This is a genomic window from Staphylococcus sp. OJ82 (genome assembly GCF_000294465.1).
Lineage (GTDB): Bacteria > Bacillota > Bacilli > Staphylococcales > Staphylococcaceae > Staphylococcus > Staphylococcus equorum.
This window is the reverse complement of the sequence record NZ_ALPU01000011.1, coordinates 329,715-349,035: the sequence shown is the minus strand read 5'-3', so window position 1 is coordinate 349,035 and position 19,321 is coordinate 329,715. Positions and strand designations below refer to the sequence as shown.

Genomic DNA, 19,321 nt, shown 5'->3' with positions numbered 1-19,321 from the left:
GGTTATATTATATATGACAATAAAATTCGGGAGGGGGAAATGACAATGACAAATTATGTGAAATTAATGAAAATATATAATGATAATGTTTATGACGTGATTTCAGTTGAAATTGATGATTTGTCTAAATTTGGCTCATATCCCGAAATAATGAAAAAAATATATGAACAAGGTTATACTCAAATTACAATTAACTCATATCTTATGTTGAAAATACTTGAAAAAGTAAATGGTTCTAGGGATTGGGAGATTATTAACATGGAAATAACAGACCCTACAATTGATGAAGAAACAATTGATGAAATAAAATTAATATTTAATCAAATTAAAAATAAAGAAAAAGATTTTACGTTAATGAAAGAATATTTATTTTGGGCACTTGATGATGGTTCGATATTTATTGATAAAATAATTTTGTATAATACTGAAGCAAATGTTTCAGAAGAGGTTCACTCTAATGGACTTATTTTCGGACAAAATAATGAATTGATATTTATGGACATTATAAAAGAAATATTGAATGGATACTTAAATGAATAATAAGTGGAAAGCAGATCTTCTTAAAGCAATATTTACATTTATTTTTATTTTTCTTTCGTATTTCTGCGCAATTAATTATAACTTTATGTGTATTTTTCCTTTTCTTACTCATTTTTTTCCTCAAGATATTATTTTTACTATGAGTGTTGCTCTGTATACCTCTATATTCAATTTTATTTTGTTTTTATTTTTATCCTTTAGGTCTATGGTGGATATGAAAGTAATAGACTCTAGAGATAAATCAAATACTATAAAATTAGATGGAAAACCAAGAAAGATATCAGTGAAAGTTGACATCTTAGGTAACACTAGTAATGCAAAAGGGTATGTTTTTGTATATTTCCCAGATTGGATAGATGTTACAAAAACAAATGATCCTGAAATTAAAACGATATCTCAATATATATATAGTTACAATTTGAAAAATAATACTAACAGTTTTACATTTAATTTTGATATTAATATAAATGCACTATATGAAGAATCAGTTAGAGAAAGTGAAATAAAAGTTGATTTTAAAGGCTGTAAAATAAAATACGGTAAAAACGTTACAAACTTAAAAATTCATAACAGATAGGAAGATTTTATGTATAGTAAGTATGTAGATAATTCAAAAAATCAAGACGGAGATTATAGGAATATCGAAGAAATAATCAATAATATTCTTGATTATGAAAATTGGCGAGATAATGAAATAGATACCTATACTGGTGAACCATTAGATTACAGTATTAATAAATATTTTGATGAAAATAAAAAAGTGACTATAAAAGAGAGTGAGTTTGAGTATAATTATTTCGAATATAAATTTGACTCCTTGATGAAAGGTCAAGAACAAAATCCGATATTTGCAGAGAGAATTAAAACTACATCAGGTTTTTTTGTTATTTATACGGATGGTATGAGAACTCAATATTTAATTGATAAAGCTAGAGGATCTAATGCATTGAAAATTTTGAGGAAATTTAATAATAGTGATAAAAATAAAATAATAGAAGCACAAGCTTTTGTATTCGAATCTGATTTTTTTCTTTGGTTAGTATCCAAGTTTAAAAATGATAACAATATTGATGAGGTCGAAGAGCTTGTTTTAAAAAGTGTTACGGGGTTTAAAGGTTTAGGAAACCAAAATCAAGCAACTTTAACTGGATCTGGCAACGATGTTATGAATTTATTTAGCACATTATCTTTTATTATTGAAATGGAATCTTTAACTGAGATTTTAGCTCAATTTCAACATTGCAAAAATACCTATGAGATTAGGTTCTATGAAAATAATTCTCAAATTGATATTAATATAGATAATTATACAGGAGATTATGTAAAAGAAGAAGAAACACTTAAGAAATCTAAAGTGTTGTTACATTGTTTTATAGAAATTATACCATCAGTAATAAATTCATATAATAATGATGTAGATAACAATGATTGGAGCAATGAAAAGAAAGCTGAATTTTCAACACAGATACTCGAAGCTGTGAAAGGAAATATAGAGAAAATTGAACAGACTATAGCACCAAAAGATAATGGAGCAAATTAGACCGAAATATATGGAACCACTCTTCGGAGTGGTTATTTTTATGTTTAATGTGGTAAAGTATTATTACATGCAAACATCACTACCAAACAAATGCATTATTTGTAAAAAAATCCCTAACACCCAAACATGTCACTGGGTGTTTTTTATGTTATATTATTAAAGAATGAGTTAGTCCAATTGAATTGGATCCTTATATATTAATTTACATTATATTTTTACCCCTTTAATTAGGGGTACTTTTTTATGTGCAAAAAGCATTGAAAAATTCTTTAATTCATTTATAATTTAATTTGAATATATATAAGGAGTGGAAAATGTGAAAAATCTTAAAATACCTTTTTTAATTATTTCTGTGATTATCTTTTTATATGCTTGTGGTAATGATACAGATAAATTTTTACAAGGTACTTGGGAATCACAAGAAGAATCAAACTATACAATAACGTTCGATGACGGTGAAATCACTATTAAGCATGATATATTTAAATACACCTTAAAGTATGAAATCCAAGATGTAAGTGAAAATATTATATACATTGAAGCAGAGCCTCCCGGTGATTCTAAAAATTCACCTGTATATAGATTTCAAAAAGAGGGGGAAAAATTGGTCTTTATAGACTACTGGGCAGTAGATCCAAACGGGGAAGAACTTCAAGGAAGTACGGTAGATATGAAGTATAAAGAATTTGAAAAATCATCTGGAAGCTCAGGTATACCGAATTGGTTATATGTAGCAGGCTTTATAACTTTAGTAGGAATTTATACCTGGTGGAAAAGTTCTGATTAAATAGAATATTTAGATATACTATTCTTTTTAAAAAATTACAGAGTCGCCTTTCGGGGCGGCTATTTTTTATGCCAATTATATATTTTTATTTATTCATACGAACAAAAGTTCCGTTATATTTGTGAGGTGATTAAAATGATTGTTAACCAAGATGCACCAGATGAATATAAATATGAATCCGATTATCGTAAAATCCCTAGAGAGTACCTTAACCCACGTATACCACAAGGGCGTGGCATGGTTAAGTGGCTAGCCTTTAAGACGTTACCCGAACAATACGAGCAACTAGAACAATACATACAAGACCAAAATAAGATTGATAGATCGTCATTAAGTGACCATCAATTGAATGATCTAAACGATAAGTTAATATTCAAATGTATCATGACCCAACAATTGAATTGCGTTATTTTGTAGATGGATATATTAAAGAAAAAGAGGGGTACATACACAAAGTAGATGTTCACACACAATTACTCTATTTATATGAAGAAACTGGTTTAAGTAAGGTTAATTTGTTAGATATTATAGAGATAAAATAAACCCACCTAAATGAATAGATGTTTTTTTACGCCAACAGCACGCCAACGAAATGGCGCAAAACACTGGTGTTGCAGACTTCTTAAACTCCGTATTTTTGACTGTCATAATCATTCCTCCTAAAAAAGATAAAAATATATACCTATAGATAAAAACTATGGAAAAGTGAATAATCTATAGGTATGTGTTATAATTAAATAAAAAGCGGGTGAGATGTTGGAAATTATATTGTTATTAATTACTTCCGGTATTCCAGGTTTTTATACTTATTATTCATTATCTAGTAAAAACATAATTTACTATAATAGCGATAATAAAAATGTAATACTCAGTTTCTTTTCTATTATATCTATACTAATATTCTTGTTAATTTTAAGTTTGTTTTCAGGAATAAATAATGTTAATGAATTATTTAATAATTTATCTTTTACAAAAATTAGTTTATCCCTTTTTAGTAGCATAATTTTAGTTGTATTACTAACTGAAATAATCTATCCATTGCTACTAGATATATATAATAGATTCATTAATACAAATAGAGCTAGAAAAAATTTAAGTTTAACAAATACTTTACCTATTCACATTAAAAGATATGAAAATGATAAGTATATGATTTATGTTATTATTAAAGAAATGGACAACAGTATAATAGACGAAGGAATAATCGAAAGTTTTTCTAAAAAGTCTAATAGAAATATAATTATTAGTAGAGAATACTCTGAATTAAAAGACGAAATTATTAAAACATCAGAGTATTCAGAGGTATATATTGATTTTGAAAATAGAGTTAAACTTGATTATTATTTTTGGAAAAAATAAGGTTAGTCTTTATCTTCTTTAAGTCTTTTTTTCATTTCTTCAACCGTCAGATTACTTTTGTCTCCAGATTCTTGGTTTCTCTTTTCGCCTTCTGTTTTACCGTTAATTTCATAATCTATTTGCTCTTTATTATAATACTCATCACTCACAATATCACCTCCTTTCAAGGTCTAACTTAGTTAGGCGTTTTTTTTGATAAAAATATATAGGGCATAGTTAAATGCCCGTAGAATTATTCATAGTCGCTAGGGTCGTATTCATACCCATATTTCTCAGCATCTGCTTTTCTAATTTCTGTTCTTTCCGATTCGCTTGCATTCATCCATTCATCTTGACCTTTTACCCAATCACTTTCTTCTTCGGTTTCGACTACATCTTGATATTCAGGCTTAGCTTCTTCCTTAGCTAATTCTTCAGGTGGTAATTCAATTTGGCCAACTGGCACATCACTATGAGCATCCCCATTAGGTAAACCAGTATAACCATGTTCTTTAGCTACTTTCGCATTAGCTTCTGCTTTTTCTTGGGCAGTAGGCTCTTGTTGTACAGGTGCTTGTTCTTGTGACTGAACAGGTTGTTGTTCTTGAGCATTCACTTGTTCTTGTGATTGCACAGGTTGTTCAGTGCTTTGCTGTTCTTGTGATTGTGGTTCTTCGTTTGCTACTTCTTCATTAGACTTATCGTCTGATTTTTCTTTCTCTTTCTCTTTATCTTCATCTTTTTTCTTATCGTCTTTCTTACTTTCTTTATCAGACGCTTTAGTTTCTTTCTTATCGTCTAGCTTACTTTCTTCTTCGTTCCCACATGCTGCTAATACTAAGAAACTCGCTAATAATAAAAATAATAACTTTTTCATTTTACATATCCCCTTTAAAAATAAATTATTAACTTAATTGTACTATACATAAAAAATAAAGATGATAACAAAAAGTTATGGTTAATATAAAAATTTAAGAATTTGTTTATATTTAATGATAATATGGACATAATTATAGAACGTCAAACGAACAACTATACGTTTATTCATTTCTCGATGCAGCACAGGGGGAATGTCAGAGATGGATATTTATAATAATAAGTAAATTTATTTTATAAAATCTATTGTTAGTGAAATTTACAAAAAGGATTGCTTATATAATTATTTATGTAGATAATTATACATATATATACTAAGAGGGTGAATGATGTTTTGAAAAATATTTTGTTAATAATGAAAAATAATGTAGTTATCATTTTATTTATTTTTTTACTAAGTTTATCATTGGGGAGTTTAGCCTTAATGTTTGGGCAAGAAAATTCGTTTGAAATAGCTTTACTATTTATGGGTTTATTTGCTACATTTGGAGGTGCTTATTGGGGTGCAAAAATTTCGGGAGAAACAGCTACGAAAAACACTAAAATTCAAATAGACAATCAATTAAATGAAAATAGAAAAATAGAAAAGTTCAATAGGCAAAGACTGAAAGCTGAAATCAAAAACAATATGCTAAAAGAATATTTGCATGAAATAAATACATACAATTCTATTTTACAGAACATAGAAGTTTTGATAAAAAGCTATATTAATTTTACAATTCAATTTGGTGAAAGCTATAAAGATATTTCAGATGAAGACTATGAAATAGGAAATTCTAAAAGAGTGAATGATTTTCGTTTTATAATACAAGAACATCTGAAAATTGAAGAACAAAGAAATAATGTTATGGATCAATCAAAAGTAAACAATTTTGAAGAAGAAGTTCCCAATATTACAATAAATATGTTAGAACCAATTGTAAATATAGAAAATGAAAGAATTATTGATGAAATCTATAGTAAATTAAATTCGTATTTAGTGAGAGTAGATGATATAGATAGTGGTTTGAAAGAATTTTTAATATCATATAAATGGATTGACAGGGAAAGAAAGCAAGTTATTGATGAGATAAAAAATAATATTTCTAATTTGGAAGAAATGTAAAAATAATAAATCTCACGCATACGGGAATGAATATGTAATTAAGTTCTGTCATGACATAATTATGACATAATGGAATGAAAAAACTAAAAATAATGGCATGTGTGAGAATATAAAACGTTGATTTAACAGTGTTTTGTTTATGTATTAATGGTGATTTAGGCATATACATAATATGCGTAATGATTTATATAGTCATATTCAGAAATTGAATTTTAAGTATTTTGATAACCAAAAATCCGGAAAGCTCATTGGTCGACTGACGAATGATTTGATGGATATTGGTGAAGCTGCCCATCATGGCCCAGAAGATGTATTTTTATCTATCATGACGCTGATTGGTGCATTTGTCATCATGTTAACGATTGATGTAAAGTTAGCACTCATTACGTTTTGTGTGGTGCCTATTGTTTTTATCTTGGCTATATTTTTCAGCCAAAAAATGTCTCGTGCATTTAAGAACTTATTTACAAATGTGTCACGTTTTAATGAATTAATCGCAGATAATGTGGGTGGCATAAGACTTGTACAGGCCTTTACAAATGAAAAACATGAGCAAACGAAATTTAGAAATATAAATGATAATTTTAGAGCTACAAAATTAAAAGCATATAATTATATGTCTTGGAATATTACAATTAGTCATATTGCCCAAAATCTGACATTAATTATTGTGTTAGTAGTCGGAAGTTATTTTGTGTTGAATGGTGATTTATCATATGGTGGTATCGTTGCATTTATCATGATTACGAATGTACTCTTTAAACCATTACAACAAATTAATATGATTATAGAGCTATTTCCAAAAGCAATTGCAGGATTTAAAAACTTTAGCGAAATATTAAGCATTAATCCAGAAATACAGGATGCACCAGATGCGATTCAAATGCCGAGTGATCCTAAGACGATTCAATATAAAGATGTAACATTTGGATATGGCGAAACACCAATTCTAAAAAAACTAAATTTAGATATTCAGCATGGTGAGAAGATTGCATTGGTTGGACCGAGTGGTAGTGGTAAAACGACAATCAGTTCTTTATTGCCGAGATTTTATGAAGTAGATGACGGTGATATCTTAATTAATGGCCAAAGCATCAAATCGATTCAGTTAGCTTCATTGCGTGCAGAAATTGGTGTCGTACAGCAAGATGTATTTCTCTTCTCTGGTACTTTAAGAGATAATATTGTATATGGCTATTTAGAAGCTGACGAAACTGCAATATGGGATGCAGTTAGAAATGCGCAATTAGAAACATTTATCGAAGACTTACCCTTTGGTTTGGATACACTCGTAGGTGAAAGAGGTACGAAATTATCTGGTGGACAGAAACAGCGTATTTCCATCGCTAGAATGTTTTTAAAAGACCCGTCTATTATTATTTTAGATGAAGCTACAAGTGCGTTAGATATAGAAACAGAAAATAAAATTCAATTGGCATTTAAAAAGCTGTCTGAAAATAGAACATCGCTCATTATTGCGCATCGTTTATCAACAATTAAAGACGTAGACCGTATTATATTTATCAAAGATGGCGAAATCTTAGAAGAAGGTAGTCACGAAATATTAATGCAACAAGATGGACACTATAAACAACTTTATTTATCACAGTTTAATGAAGTTGAAACGTTTTAAAATGTTTTAATGTGATTATAATAGTGAGTGTTATGGGAGCGGGCAAATGAAATCAAATTATGATTTCGTTTGCCCGCTCCCTTGTATTTTTAGAGAATCTTAATTATGATTTAAGAAAGCGCTTTCTGTCGTATAGGAAGATCTGGAGGGTTAAAGTATGGCTTACAGTATAGGGATAGATTTTGGAACAGGTTCAGGTAGAGCCTTTCTTATAAATACAGAGAATGGTGAAATTGTAGAGCAATTTATTAAAACATATACACATGGCACGATAGAAGGAGAACTTGATGGTCAAAAACTACCTCAAAGTTATGCGTTACAAAATGCGAATGATTATATGGAAGTTATTGAAGAAGGCATTCCAGCTATTTTAGCAAAAACACAAATTGCGCCAAACGAAATTGTCGGTATCGGTATAGATTTTACATCGTCAACTGTGGTATTTGTGGATGAAAATATGGAGCCTATTCATAATAAGGAAGGATTTAAAGATAATCCACACGCTTACGTTAAATTATGGAAGCATCATGGTGCGCAAGACGAGGCAGATGTATTATTTAAGACTGCGCTTGAAGAGAAGAATCGTTGGTTAGGCTACTATGGCTTTAATGCGAGTAGTGAGTGGATGATACCTAAGATTATGGAAGTAAACAATAAGGCGCCTGAAGTGATAGCTGAGAGTGCGTATATCATGGAGGCGGGGGACTGGATTGTCAATCGACTCACTGATCAAAACGTCAGATCAAATTGTGGCTTAGGGTTTAAATCGTTTTGGGAAGCGGACACAGGATTCCATTATGATTTGTTTGATAAAGTAGATAATGATTTATCTAATATTGTAAGAGCGAAAGTGGAAGCACCAGTCGTTAATATTGGTGAAACTGTAGGTAAGGTTAGTCAGACAATGGCAGATAAACTAGGACTTTCACCAGAAACGCAAGTCAGTCCATTTATTATAGATGCGCATGCAAGTTTATTAGGGATAGGTTCAGAAAGAGATAAAGAAATGACTATGGTCATGGGCACAAGTACATGTCATTTAATGCTTAATAAAGAACAACATAAGGTGCCTGGTATTTCTGGTTCAGTTAAAGGTGCCATTATTCCAGAACTTTATGCATACGAGGCAGGACAAACTGCTGTAGGTGACTTATTTGAGTACGTGGCGAAACAAACGCCGTATGATGATGTCAAAGAGGCGAAGTTACGGGATATTTCAATTTTTGAATTATTAAATGAAAAGGCCGCTAAATTATACCCTGGCGAAAGTGGACTTATCGCACTAGATTGGCACAACGGCAATAGAAGTGTACTCAGTGATAGTAATTTAAAAGGTTGCTTATTTGGCATGGGATTACATACGAAACATGAAGAAATTTATCGTGCGTACATGGAGGCAACCGCATTTGGTACTAAAATGATTATGCAACAGTATGAAGGATGGCATATGGAAGTGGATCATGTATTTGCTTGTGGTGGTATTCCTAAAAAGAATACATTACTCATGGATATCTATGCGAACGTGCTGAACAAACGAGTGACGGTTATTGATAGCGAATATGCACCAGCAATTGGCGCAGCTATTTTAGGCGCAATATGTGGTGGGGCGCATACGGACTTTAGTGAGGCGGTCAAAGCAATGAAAGAACCCGTATTATATACTGTTGAGCCTCAACCGGATAAAGTGGAAATCTATAAAAAATTATTTAACGCATATCAATCACTGCATGACCTACATGGCTATAAGAAAGCGAGCATTATGCGTGATGTTGCAAAATTGATGTAAGAGAATAAAACGTTAATTAAAATAACCCAGAGGCAATATATCAGTGATGATATGTTGCTTCTTTTTTATGTTTAAGTTCAAAAAAATAAAGCGGAGCATTATATTAATAAAACAAGAATTAACGAAGAATGTTATAATAAAAACTTATGATGTTTTACAAATAATTGAAAAGGGGATGCTTCATCAATGAGCAAGGATAATAAAGCGGCCATAAAAATGGCGTTAGCTTATCTGAGTTTTATTGTAGGTGCAGGTTTTACAACTGGACAAGAGTTACTACAATTTTTTGTGAATCACGGTAATTATGCATACATAGCTGTAATTGTTACTGGTATAATTGTGACTTTCGCCACGAGACAAACTTCAAAAGTTGGTTATAGATTAGACTCAGATACTTATGAAATTTCACTAAATCATATGTTTGGTAAAATTGTAGGTCGTATTATCGACTACTTAACCATTTTCTTCCTGTTTGGATTAACCGTAGTTATGATAGCAGGCGGAGGTTCTGCCATGGAACAAGGGTTTGGCGTACCAGTATGGGTAGGGTCATTAGCCCTAGTTATACTATTGTTTATTGTATTACAACTTAAATTTAATCGTATAATGACGATATTGAGCATAGTTACACCATTTCTAGTGATTGCTGTGTTAATTATCGCAGGATATAATATTTTAAATCCAACGGTTCCATTTTCAGAAGTTAGTAAACAAATAGAGCCCTCAAAAACATCAAGTTCATTTTGGTGGTGGGATGCTATCGTATATGGTGGACTGATTATTGGAAATAGTTTTGGATTCTTAACAATTGTCGGTAATGATTCAATGAGTCATAAAGCTGCAAGAAGAGGGTCATTTTACGGAGGCTTAGCATTCAGTATTTTATTATTAATCATGACTGCAGGGTTACTGGCAAATATTCAAAATGCAAATGGTGTAGATATTCCTACGTTATTGTTGGCAAATGATATACACCCAGTCATTGGTATTTTTATGTCTGCAGTAATGATTGGCGTTATATTCAATAGTTGCGTTGGTATGATGTATCCATTTTTAAGCAGATTTACTACACCATATAGTAAAAGTTATGTGGTAATGATGGGTATTACATTAATTGTGGCATTCTTATTAAGCTTTATTGGATTTGTTGATTTAGTAAACTTTGTATTTAAAACATTCGGTTATATCGGATTGTTTATTACGCTAGCTTTAGTGATAAGGTGGGTTTACAATAAATTTTCTGATAAAAAATTAGTATAAATTCTTTTAAAAGATGAAATGCATATCTTTAATTGAATAGGATTAATTAAGGCAAAGGGCTAATAAAGTACAGTTGAATAACTGCTTTATTAGCCCTTTTGTCATGTTTAATATGAATTTAGCCTGAAATGAAACTTGTTATAGCATCGATAAAACTATAGATACCTAAGAAGGAAACGGTTAAAACAACGAGTCCTCCGATAATATTGAGCCAAAGTGTATTTACAAAGCGGCCCATTAGATTTTTCTTATTAATAATAATAAAGATAAGTATTGCAATAATAGGTAAAATCATACCATTTAACGCTTGCGCAATAAGTAAGACTTGAAGCGGTTCAAAACCAAGTGCTGAAGTAATAATTCCAATAATGATAATCACAACAAAGACAAGTTTGTATTTCTTGCTTTGCATGCCGCCTTTCCAACCGAGTAGACTACTAATTGTTGCAGCGGCACCCGTTGGAGAAGCAATGGCTGATGACAGACCTGCAGCGAATAACCCAACACTAATCACTATAGGTGCAGCATCGCCAAGAACAGGTTCTAACGGTCCAGCAAGTTGAATGACACTTGATACTTCTTCACCTTTAATTAAAGTGGCTGCTGAAATTAATATTGCAGCAGAAATCACACCACCGACAGTAATTGAAATAATTGTATCCCAACGTGCAAATTTCAACTCCTTAACACCATTAAAACGTTCGTGTACAGCTGTTGAGTGGATAAAAAAGTTATATGGCACAACGGTTGTACCGATTAGAGCGATAACAGTAAGAATAGAACCATCTGGTATTGTTGGAATGAAGGCACCTTTTAAAATGCCCATAACATCTGGTTTTATAACAATCATCGTAGTGATAAATATTGCGCCCATGATAACCATAAGTACAAGCATAACTTTTTCTAAAAATTTATAGTTACCAAATAATCCAATGAGTAATATAATAACGCCGATAACTGGAGCAACCCAATTCTCAGGTAAATTAAGTAAGTAAGATGCCCCAAGTGAGGTTCCAATCAAGTCACCACTAATATAGGCAGCACACCCAATGGTTACAGCAATGAGTGTGAACCACACGATGATTAGCTTACCAATTTTATTAGAAAATAAATCTTGAATTGCTTCACCTAAGCCTTCACGTGTAACGAGAGATAAACGAATAATCATTTCTTGTAACACGATCGTGGCGATGATTGAAAAGACAACTGCCCATAGTAAACTATAGCCAAATCCTGCGCCACCTTGAGTCATGGTTGTTACTGTACCAGGGCCAATGAATGAAGCAGTGATAATCATACCAGGGCCAAGCGATCGTAAAATCTTACCCGCGTGTTTAAACATTTAACCACTCCTCAGATTATTTTAATTTATTTAAATAAGCGACGTGGCCAGCAAGTACATATAATACTGCTGTAGAAACGAAATGGGCAGAATTCTGATTGGCATCTTTCATAGGATAAACTTCTACATAATCCATACCACATAGGCCGAGCGCACCAAATTCGTGAATCATCGTTAATAATTCATAGGACGTTAGACCATTACCATCGACAGGTCCACCTGGATTATAAGCGAAATCCAATACGTCACTACATATTGTTAAATATACGACATCTACATCGGCACTTGCTTGAGCGTAGATGTCACGGGCAAACTGTTTTATATTATTTGATTCACGGATATCATTGATTGTTATCGTTACGGCACCAGCTTCTTCAGCGTAACGTCCTGTTGATGGATGATTTCTCGGGCCGTGAATACCAGTGTGAATAATGCTTTCGTTACGTACACCGTCTGTTTCATAAAGTCTCATGAAAGGTGTATTACGGGCATAAGCTTCACCCTCATAATCTGGCATATTATCATAATGTGCATCTAAATGAATGATGCCGACTTTTTTACCAGTTTCTGTTAATGATTTAAGAATAGGATAAGTGACACCGTGTTCGCCGCCAAAGCCAACTAAGAATTTTTCACTTTCCCATAGTTTTTTAGTGAAATCTGTAATGTTATCATAGCTTTCTTTATTGTCATGAGCGACAAATGGCACATCACCGACGTCCCCCATAGATAAGTGTTCACTAATATCAATGTGGTTTAGTTCTGGTAGATATTGACTGTAACGTGCAGAGGACAGTCTAATTTGCTTTGGACCAAGTTCTACACCTGTATAATCTCCCCAAGTGCTTTCGCCTTCAAAAGGTACTCCATATACAATTACATCTGTATCTAAAGTATTTGATTGATTTAAATTTTTACTATTTAAAAAACATGGTGTATTCCCATAAATGTTATTTTTCATAATTTATATCCTCCCCTTTATTGTAGATAATTATATAGAGTATTTTTTTATTTTTCAAATAAATCAGAAAATTCACTGATTGAATAATTCAAAATATATATGAATTAGAGGATTATTTATAAATTTTTATTAGATTATGAAGAGGAAAGGGTGGGTGAAAAGGATTAGGAAGAATTGTTGGAAGCTGTATAGATAAATATAATAATAAAAAGCCACACCAATGAAGGTGTAGCTTTTGAAAAGACAATGTTTATCACATTGATATATTGTGAAAATTTATGCCCAACCACGGAAACGTGTAGCTTCAGCTGTACGTTTGATACCTACAACATAGGAAGCTAAACGCATATCCAATTTTCTACTTTCAGCTAAGTCATAGATTTTATTGAATGCTTCTACCATTTTTTCACGGAGTAGACTGTTTATTTCTTCTTCAGACCAATAATAGCCTTGATTATTTTGTACCCATTCGAAGTAAGAAACAGTTACACCACCAGCACTCGCAAGTACATCAGGTATAAGTAACACACCACGTTCTGTTAATATACGTGTCGCTTCTTTTGTCGTAGGACCATTCGCTGCTTCTGCAACGATGCTTGCTTTAATGTCATGTGCGTTTTCTTCAGTAATTTGATTTGATAATGCAGCTGGGATAAGAATATCACAGTCGACTTCAAATAATTCTTTATTAGGGATGACGCCCTCAAATAAGTGTGTAACACGGCCATGTTTTTCTTTAAGCTCTACAAGCTCGTCAACATCTAAACCATCTGGATCATGTAAAGCGCCATAACTTTCAGAAATAGCTACAATTTTTGCTCCCATATCATGTAAGATTTTGGCAATAAAACTACCAGCGTTACCAAATCCTTGAATCGCAACACGAGACCCCTTGATATCAATGTTTCTACGTTTAGTTGCTTCTTCAATAGTAATTACAGCACCAAGCGCAGTGGCACGGTTACGACCTTCTGAACCACCTAAAGAGAGTGGTTTACCAGTGATGAAGGCAAAAGCATTTGAACGATTAATTTTACTGTATTCATCCATCATCCAAGACATGATTTGTGGATTAGTATAAACATCTGGTGCTGGGATATCACTCGCAGGACCTACGAATTGTGATATAGCTCTAACAAAACCACGAGATAGATTTTCAAGCTCTTGATTACTCATTTGACGTGGGTCACAGATGACGCCGCCTTTACCGCCACCAAATGGTAAGTTAGTAATACCACATTTCATCGTCATCCACATTGCAAGTGCCTTAACTTCTTCTTTATTTACATCAGGATGGAAACGTACGCCACCTTTAGTAGGACCAACAGAATGATTATGTTGCGCACGGTAACCGGTAAAAGTTTTAACAGTACCATCATCCATGCGGACGGGTATACGGACTTCTAGTATTCTTAAAGGTTCTTTGATTAAATCATACATGCCATCGTCAAAGCCTAATTTATGTAATGCTTCTTTTGTAATTTCTTGGGTAGATTTCACTAAGTCATTATGTTCTGTCATTATATTTTCCCCTCTATCTATTACTTATAATATTTGTACTTACTTATCTATAAATGTTATAGACTTTACGACTGAAAATCAATACTAGAGATTGAATTTTTATAAAAGTTTGAAAATTCAGTGAATAAATAGATGAAATTCTCTTTGAAAACGAAAGAATCATTAAAGACAATACATATATGAGCGGGAAGTGAATTGAGAAAAAAATACATTGACTAAATTTTCAGAAATTAATAGAATGAATAATTATATTTAAAAAGTGTAGAACTTGAAGATAAGGAGAACATTAATGGAACAACCATCATTTAAACGTGCAATGAAACAACGTCATCTTATGTTACTTAGCTTTGGTGGTGTTATTGGAACAGGATTATTTTTAAGTTCTGGATATACTTTGCAACAAGCAGGTCCATTTGGAACGGTACTATCTTATTTAATTGGCTCAATTTTAGTTTATCTCGTTATGTTATGTCTAGGGCAATTAGCGATCAAACATCCTGTTACAGGTGGATTTCATACATATGCAAGTCTTTACATTCATCCATCTGTTGGATATATCGTAGCATGGTTTTATTGGTTAACTTGGACCGTAGCATTAGGTTCTGAATTTACAGCAGTGGGTATTTTGATGCAGAAATGGATGCCTGAAACCCCCGTTTATATTTTTGCTACGATTGCAATTATATTAATTTTATTATTTAATATTATATCGACACGGTTTTATGCAGAAGTTGAATTTTATTTTTCTTTAGTAAAAGTTATTGCGATTATCGTATTTATTATTTTAGGTCTTTTGGTAATTATCGGATTTATTCACTACGATGGTTATGAAGGTTTAAACACAATTGCTGATAGATATACGAATCCTACTTTTCCTAATGGTATAGGTTCTGTGTTTTTAACAATGCTAGCTGTGAATTATGCATTTAGTGGCACTGAATTAATCGGCATTGCTGCTGGTGAAACAGAGAATCCTGAAAAAGTAATACCCAAAGCGATTAGAGCAACGTTATGGCGTCTTATTGTCTTTTTTATAGGTACAATGGTTATTATTTCTATTTTAATACCAAGTTATCAAGGTAAGTCATTAGAAAGTCCATTTGTTGTTATTTTTCAAAAAATGGGAATCCCTTATGCGGGTGACATTATGAATTTAGTGATTATAACAGCTTTGTTATCTGCAGCTAATTCAGGGTTATATGCTGCGAGCAGAATGATTTGGAGTTTGTCGAATGAAGGTGTGTTTCCTAAATGGTTTGGAAAGCTAAATAAACATCATATGCCAGTGAATGCAACATTATTTAGCATGATTGGTGGCTTATTGGCTTTATTTTCTAGCGTGTATGTAGCAGATACATTATATGTAATTCTAGTTTCAATTGCTGGTTTAGCAGTTGTTATCGTGTGGATGAGTATCTGTATTGCATATTTTAATGCTAAAAAAATTGACCGAAGCTTAAAAGTACACCAATCGATTCCAATTATTGGGTTTATATTATGCTTAATTTCTTGTGTTGGAATGCTTTTTGATCCTAATCAAGCACCTGCACTTTATTTCGGGCTACCATTTGCAGCGATTGCGTTAATTTATTATTTTGTTAAATTTAATAAGAAAAGAGGAGTATAGATGAGACTGTTAGAAAAAGTGAAAACACAATCTCCAATTGTCTTAGATGGCGGACTAGCAACTACATTAGAACAAGCTGGTTGTGATTTGAATTCTTCGTTATGGTCTAGTGAAGTACTTAGACATCAACCAATTAAAATAAAGCAAGCCCATCAAGATTTTACAAATGCAGGTGCCGACATTATTTTAACAAGTACATATCAAGCAAGTTATCAAACATTTACAGATATAGGAATGCAGAATGAGGAAATTGATGACCTTTTTACAATAGCGGTAGAGCAAGTTATGGATGCAACAAATAATAATCAAGTGGTTGTAGGTAGTTTGGGTCCATATGGCGCATATTTAAGCGACGGCTCAGAATATACAGGGAATTATGTAATAAGTCGAGAAGCCTATTTTAAATTTCATGAACAACGCATAAACGCTTTGATTTCAAGGGGGATAAATGATTTTGTGTTTGAAACTGTTCCTAATTTTGAAGAGATTCAAGCAATTATAGAAAATATTATACCGAGTTATACCGAAGAACAAACATTTTGGATCTCTGTAACTGTCGATGACACAGGAAATTTATCAGATGGAACAGAATTCGAGAAACTAATTGATTATATTAAACAGAAGGGCACTATTATTCCGATTTTTGGTATTAACTGTTCTTCAGTTAAAGGAATCAATCGATCATTAGACAAAGGATTAGCTAGTTTGAGTCAGACAATTGCGTTGTATCCTAATGGAGGTTCTCATTATAATGCGGATAGCAAAAAATGGGAAAATGATGCTAACAGTGATGAAATTATTGAACAAGTTCCGAAGTGGTTAATGGAAGGTGTTCAAATTATAGGGGGATGTTGTCAAACAACACCAGAGGACATTAAAAAGATTAAACATAGCATGAGTTAACTAAAATTGAAGTTTCAAAATAGAAAAAGGAGAAGTGCTTGGGTTAACAAGCACTTCTCCTTTGTTGTTTGTTTGAATATTAAGTGTTTATGATGGTTGTTTATTTCTAAGTGAAAATTCTTTAAAAGTGATAAAGCGTTTATGACTTTTATCATATAATTTGAATTTTAATGATGTCAGACTTTCTCTAAGCGTAATAGATGTTGCATGATGTAGAGGTGTAACAGTTTCATGTGTTTCCTCTAAAGAGTAGTTAGGAATTCTAGGATTCAAATGATGTACATGATGATAACCTATGTTTCCTGTAACCCAATGTAGTACTTTTGGTAATTTATAGTACGAACTACCATCAATTGCTGCTTTTACATAGTCCCATTCAGAAGCTTCTTCGAAATAAGAATCTTCAAATGTATGTTGGATGTAAAATAACCAAATACCTAACATGCCAGCAATGAAGATCATTGGTGCAAATACTGCAAAGAAATGACCTACGCCTAATAGATAAATTAGACCACCGTATACGACTAATAATAAAATGTTGTTCATCCAAGTATTGATACGTTCTTTCTTTTTAGCGTCTTTAGAATTAAAGCGATTAGAAATAAATACTAAGAAGAACGGTCCTAATACAAACATCACAAGTGGGTTACGATAAATTCTATACGTTAAACGTTGGAATTTAGATGCTTCTGTATATTCTTCTACTGTCATAACCCAGATATCACCGATACCACGTTTTTCTAAATTACCGCTACCAGCATGGTGAATTAAATGTTCTCTACGCCATTTTCTGTAAGGAAACAGCGTAAGGAAACCAGTTACGTTTCCGAGTAAATCATTGTGCTTTTGTTTTTTTAAATATGATCCGTGACAAGCATCGTGAAAAATGATGAATGTTCTAATTAAAAATATAGACGCGAATATACTACTAATAATTGCTAATGACCAATGCACATTATATAAAAGTCCGCTTACTACTAAAATTGCAATAAGAGGAAGTAATGTATTTATAATTTGTATTGTACTTTTTGTGTAGTTAGTTTTTGCGAAAGGTTTTACCATTTTGTTCAACATCTTTTTCTTATCTTTTTCCATATACACCTAACTTTCTTTTACTGAATAAGTTGAAAATAGAGTACATACTCTCACCAGTATTTCACTAAGTGTATATAAATAAATAGAAATTTACAAACATTTATACAAAAAAATTGAAAAATTTAAAATAATGAGAAATTTGAAAACGCAAAAGATGCATTAAAGAAGGGAGTGAAGAGAAAAATATAGGTAAATTTAATTCTCTATTGCAGCTAATTAAATGGTCATGGATAGCGTCATTTCAGTTTTTTACTCATATTAAATTTGGTTGAGACACATAATAAATATATGTGAATTAGTAATAGTTTATAACGAAAAAGGGTAAAACGTATTAAATGAGTCTAGGTAAATTAGCATGAAGAATTAAGAATTTAAATTTTTCCTAGATAATATTTGAATTGAGAGGAGAACTTTAAATATGGAAACACAATATTCAAAAGATGGACAAGGCGTTTATCAAACATTGCAAATAGATATAGATGGAGATAAGGAAACGATATTTAATTATTTGAGTACTACTGAAGGAATACAGCAATGGTTTCCACAATTGTCATTTGAAAAAAGAGAAGTGAATGGAAAAATGTACTTCCATTTAGAGGAAGAAGACGATTTAGAAATGACAATCACACATCTTGAAGAAAATAAGACGATTGGCTTTACATGGGATATTGGGAATGTGAAGTTTGAATTAAATAACAAAGTTCAACAAACGGAACTAACATTTATTGAATATTTACCATTTGAATTTCCACACATCATCATAGATTTTGCAGGTTGGCAATTCCATATGGAAAGTATAAAAAGTATTGTAGAAACGGGGAAACCGCTCAATTCTCAAAATTATGATTTTGATAGTAAAAATGAAGTTATCGAAGCGCAAATAAAACTAGAAAATGACAAGTAAAAAAGCTGCTTATCGCATACAAAAAAGACGATCTTATAACTAAAAGGTCGTCTTTTTAAATATATTTGTAAATTTAAATCATTTTAAATTTTTATAAATGAAT

The 19,321-nt window shown here is 31.8% G+C and carries 19 protein-coding genes and 1 pseudogene; 13 read left to right on the top strand and 7 right to left on the bottom strand.

Going from position 1 to position 19,321, the window contains the following annotated elements:
* Window positions 1-39 precede the first annotated feature (39 nt).
* From SOJ_RS12615 to SOJ_RS12595, 5 genes and pseudogenes are all read left to right on the top strand, one after another.
* Complete coding sequence (locus SOJ_RS12615) at window positions 40-540, top strand: hypothetical protein (protein ID WP_002508503.1); 501 nt, start codon at window positions 40-42, stop codon at window positions 538-540.
* A complete protein-coding gene (locus SOJ_RS12610; RefSeq protein ID WP_002508502.1) occupies window positions 533-1,117 on the top strand; it encodes a hypothetical protein in 585 nt (194 codons plus the stop codon). The genes SOJ_RS12615 and SOJ_RS12610 overlap by 8 nt, the downstream gene beginning before the upstream one ends.
* A gap of 9 nt (window positions 1,118-1,126) precedes the next feature.
* On the top strand, window positions 1,127-2,080 hold the full coding sequence (locus SOJ_RS12605; RefSeq protein ID WP_002508501.1) for a hypothetical protein: 954 nt from the start codon (window positions 1,127-1,129) through the stop codon (window positions 2,078-2,080).
* A gap of 316 nt (window positions 2,081-2,396) precedes the next feature.
* Window positions 2,397-2,867, top strand: a complete 471-nt coding sequence (locus SOJ_RS12600; protein WP_002508500.1) for a hypothetical protein — start codon at window positions 2,397-2,399, stop codon at window positions 2,865-2,867.
* Between the two features lie 135 nt (window positions 2,868-3,002).
* Window positions 3,003-3,409, top strand: a pseudogene (locus SOJ_RS12595) (YolD-like family protein).
* Here the strand turns inward: SOJ_RS12595 and SOJ_RS14820 are convergent.
* A complete protein-coding gene (locus tag SOJ_RS14820) occupies window positions 3,393-3,515 on the bottom strand; it encodes a hypothetical protein (RefSeq protein ID WP_274516992.1) in 123 nt (40 codons plus the stop codon). The pseudogene SOJ_RS12595 and the gene SOJ_RS14820 overlap by 17 nt on opposite strands.
* A 108-nt stretch (window positions 3,516-3,623) precedes the next feature.
* On the opposite strand from SOJ_RS14820, the gene SOJ_RS12590 reads away from it, so the two are divergent.
* Entirely contained in the window at window positions 3,624-4,226 is a 603-nt protein-coding gene (locus tag SOJ_RS12590; RefSeq protein WP_002508497.1) for a hypothetical protein, read from the top strand.
* A gap of 2 nt (window positions 4,227-4,228) precedes the next feature.
* Here the strand turns inward: SOJ_RS12590 and SOJ_RS14445 are convergent, their stop codons facing one another.
* A complete protein-coding gene (locus tag SOJ_RS14445) occupies window positions 4,229-4,375 on the bottom strand; it encodes a hypothetical protein (RefSeq protein ID WP_002508496.1) in 147 nt (48 codons plus the stop codon).
* Window positions 4,376-4,458: 83 nt separating this feature from the next.
* Window positions 4,459-5,082 carry a hypothetical protein gene (locus tag SOJ_RS12585; RefSeq protein WP_002508495.1) on the bottom strand — a complete coding sequence of 208 codons (624 nt, stop codon included), beginning with the start codon at window positions 5,080-5,082 and terminating at the stop codon, window positions 4,459-4,461.
* Between the two features lie 333 nt (window positions 5,083-5,415).
* Between SOJ_RS12585 and SOJ_RS12580 the strand changes: the two genes are divergently transcribed.
* From SOJ_RS12580 to SOJ_RS12565, 4 genes are all read left to right on the top strand, one after another.
* Entirely contained in the window at window positions 5,416-6,186 is a 771-nt protein-coding gene (locus tag SOJ_RS12580; RefSeq protein ID WP_156789171.1) for a hypothetical protein, read from the top strand.
* Between the two features lie 172 nt (window positions 6,187-6,358).
* Window positions 6,359-7,819 carry an ABC transporter ATP-binding protein gene (locus SOJ_RS12575; RefSeq protein WP_002508493.1) on the top strand — a complete coding sequence of 487 codons (1,461 nt, stop codon included), beginning with the start codon at window positions 6,359-6,361 and terminating at the stop codon, window positions 7,817-7,819.
* Window positions 7,820-7,976: 157 nt separating this feature from the next.
* Window positions 7,977-9,605 (top strand): ribulokinase, encoded by a 1,629-nt coding sequence (locus tag SOJ_RS12570; protein ID WP_002508492.1) that lies wholly within the window; start codon window positions 7,977-7,979, stop codon window positions 9,603-9,605.
* Between the two features lie 186 nt (window positions 9,606-9,791).
* Window positions 9,792-10,865, top strand: a complete 1,074-nt coding sequence (locus SOJ_RS12565; RefSeq protein WP_002508491.1) for a YkvI family membrane protein — start codon at window positions 9,792-9,794, stop codon at window positions 10,863-10,865.
* Window positions 10,866-10,983: 118 nt separating this feature from the next.
* On the opposite strand, the gene SOJ_RS12560 is transcribed toward SOJ_RS12565, so the two are convergent.
* From SOJ_RS12560 to SOJ_RS12550, 3 genes are all read right to left on the bottom strand, one after another.
* Complete coding sequence (locus tag SOJ_RS12560; RefSeq protein WP_002508490.1) at window positions 10,984-12,207, bottom strand: Nramp family divalent metal transporter; 1,224 nt, start codon at window positions 12,205-12,207, stop codon at window positions 10,984-10,986.
* Between the two features lie 16 nt (window positions 12,208-12,223).
* Window positions 12,224-13,168 carry an agmatinase family protein gene (locus tag SOJ_RS12555; protein ID WP_002508489.1) on the bottom strand — a complete coding sequence of 315 codons (945 nt, stop codon included), beginning with the start codon at window positions 13,166-13,168 and terminating at the stop codon, window positions 12,224-12,226.
* 276 nt (window positions 13,169-13,444) lie between these two features.
* Window positions 13,445-14,689, bottom strand: coding sequence for a Glu/Leu/Phe/Val family dehydrogenase (locus tag SOJ_RS12550; protein WP_002508488.1), 1,245 nt, complete (start codon window positions 14,687-14,689; stop codon window positions 13,445-13,447).
* Between the two features lie 289 nt (window positions 14,690-14,978).
* Between SOJ_RS12550 and SOJ_RS12545 the strand changes: the two genes are divergently transcribed.
* Both SOJ_RS12545 and mmuM read left to right on the top strand, forming a co-directional pair.
* Window positions 14,979-16,316 (top strand): amino acid permease, encoded by a 1,338-nt coding sequence (locus SOJ_RS12545; protein ID WP_002508487.1) that lies wholly within the window; start codon window positions 14,979-14,981, stop codon window positions 16,314-16,316.
* Window positions 16,317-17,219 (top strand): homocysteine S-methyltransferase, encoded by a 903-nt coding sequence (mmuM, locus tag SOJ_RS12540; protein WP_002508486.1) that lies wholly within the window; start codon window positions 16,317-16,319, stop codon window positions 17,217-17,219.
* Window positions 17,220-17,306: 87 nt separating this feature from the next.
* Here mmuM and SOJ_RS12535 read toward each other — a convergent pair whose 3' ends face one another.
* The gene (locus SOJ_RS12535; protein ID WP_002508485.1) at window positions 17,307-18,314 is read right to left on the bottom strand and encodes a fatty acid desaturase; all 1,008 of its coding nucleotides are present in this window, start codon (window positions 18,312-18,314) and stop codon (window positions 17,307-17,309) included.
* Between the two features lie 418 nt (window positions 18,315-18,732).
* Here SOJ_RS12535 and SOJ_RS12530 point away from each other — a divergent pair, with 418 nt between their 5' ends.
* A complete protein-coding gene (locus SOJ_RS12530; RefSeq protein ID WP_002508484.1) occupies window positions 18,733-19,218 on the top strand; it encodes an SRPBCC domain-containing protein in 486 nt (161 codons plus the stop codon).
* Window positions 19,219-19,321: the final 103 nt, after the last annotated feature.

Excerpts from the sequence above, each read along its gene's own strand:
- SOJ_RS12615 (WP_002508503.1), top strand. The coding sequence starts at position 40 with ATGACAATGACAAATTATGTGAAATTAATGAAAATATATAATGATAAT.
- SOJ_RS12610 (WP_002508502.1), top strand. The coding sequence starts at position 533 with ATGAATAATAAGTGGAAAGCAGATCTTCTTAAAGCAATATTTACATTT.
- SOJ_RS12605 (WP_002508501.1), top strand. The coding sequence starts at position 1,127 with ATGTATAGTAAGTATGTAGATAATTCAAAAAATCAAGACGGAGATTAT.
- SOJ_RS14820 (WP_274516992.1), bottom strand. The coding sequence starts at position 3,515 with ATGACAGTCAAAAATACGGAGTTTAAGAAGTCTGCAACACCAGTGTTT.
- SOJ_RS12585 (WP_002508495.1), bottom strand. The coding sequence starts at position 5,082 with ATGAAAAAGTTATTATTTTTATTATTAGCGAGTTTCTTAGTATTAGCA.
- SOJ_RS12575 (WP_002508493.1), top strand. The coding sequence starts at position 6,359 with ATGCGTAATGATTTATATAGTCATATTCAGAAATTGAATTTTAAGTAT.
- SOJ_RS12570 (WP_002508492.1), top strand. The coding sequence starts at position 7,977 with ATGGCTTACAGTATAGGGATAGATTTTGGAACAGGTTCAGGTAGAGCC.
- SOJ_RS12565 (WP_002508491.1), top strand. The coding sequence starts at position 9,792 with ATGAGCAAGGATAATAAAGCGGCCATAAAAATGGCGTTAGCTTATCTG.
- SOJ_RS12560 (WP_002508490.1), bottom strand. The coding sequence starts at position 12,207 with ATGTTTAAACACGCGGGTAAGATTTTACGATCGCTTGGCCCTGGTATG.
- SOJ_RS12555 (WP_002508489.1), bottom strand. The coding sequence starts at position 13,168 with ATGAAAAATAACATTTATGGGAATACACCATGTTTTTTAAATAGTAAA.
- SOJ_RS12550 (WP_002508488.1), bottom strand. The coding sequence starts at position 14,689 with ATGACAGAACATAATGACTTAGTGAAATCTACCCAAGAAATTACAAAA.
- SOJ_RS12545 (WP_002508487.1), top strand. The coding sequence starts at position 14,979 with ATGGAACAACCATCATTTAAACGTGCAATGAAACAACGTCATCTTATG.
- mmuM (WP_002508486.1), top strand. The coding sequence starts at position 16,317 with ATGAGACTGTTAGAAAAAGTGAAAACACAATCTCCAATTGTCTTAGAT.
- SOJ_RS12535 (WP_002508485.1), bottom strand. The coding sequence starts at position 18,314 with ATGGAAAAAGATAAGAAAAAGATGTTGAACAAAATGGTAAAACCTTTC.
- SOJ_RS12530 (WP_002508484.1), top strand. The coding sequence starts at position 18,733 with ATGGAAACACAATATTCAAAAGATGGACAAGGCGTTTATCAAACATTG.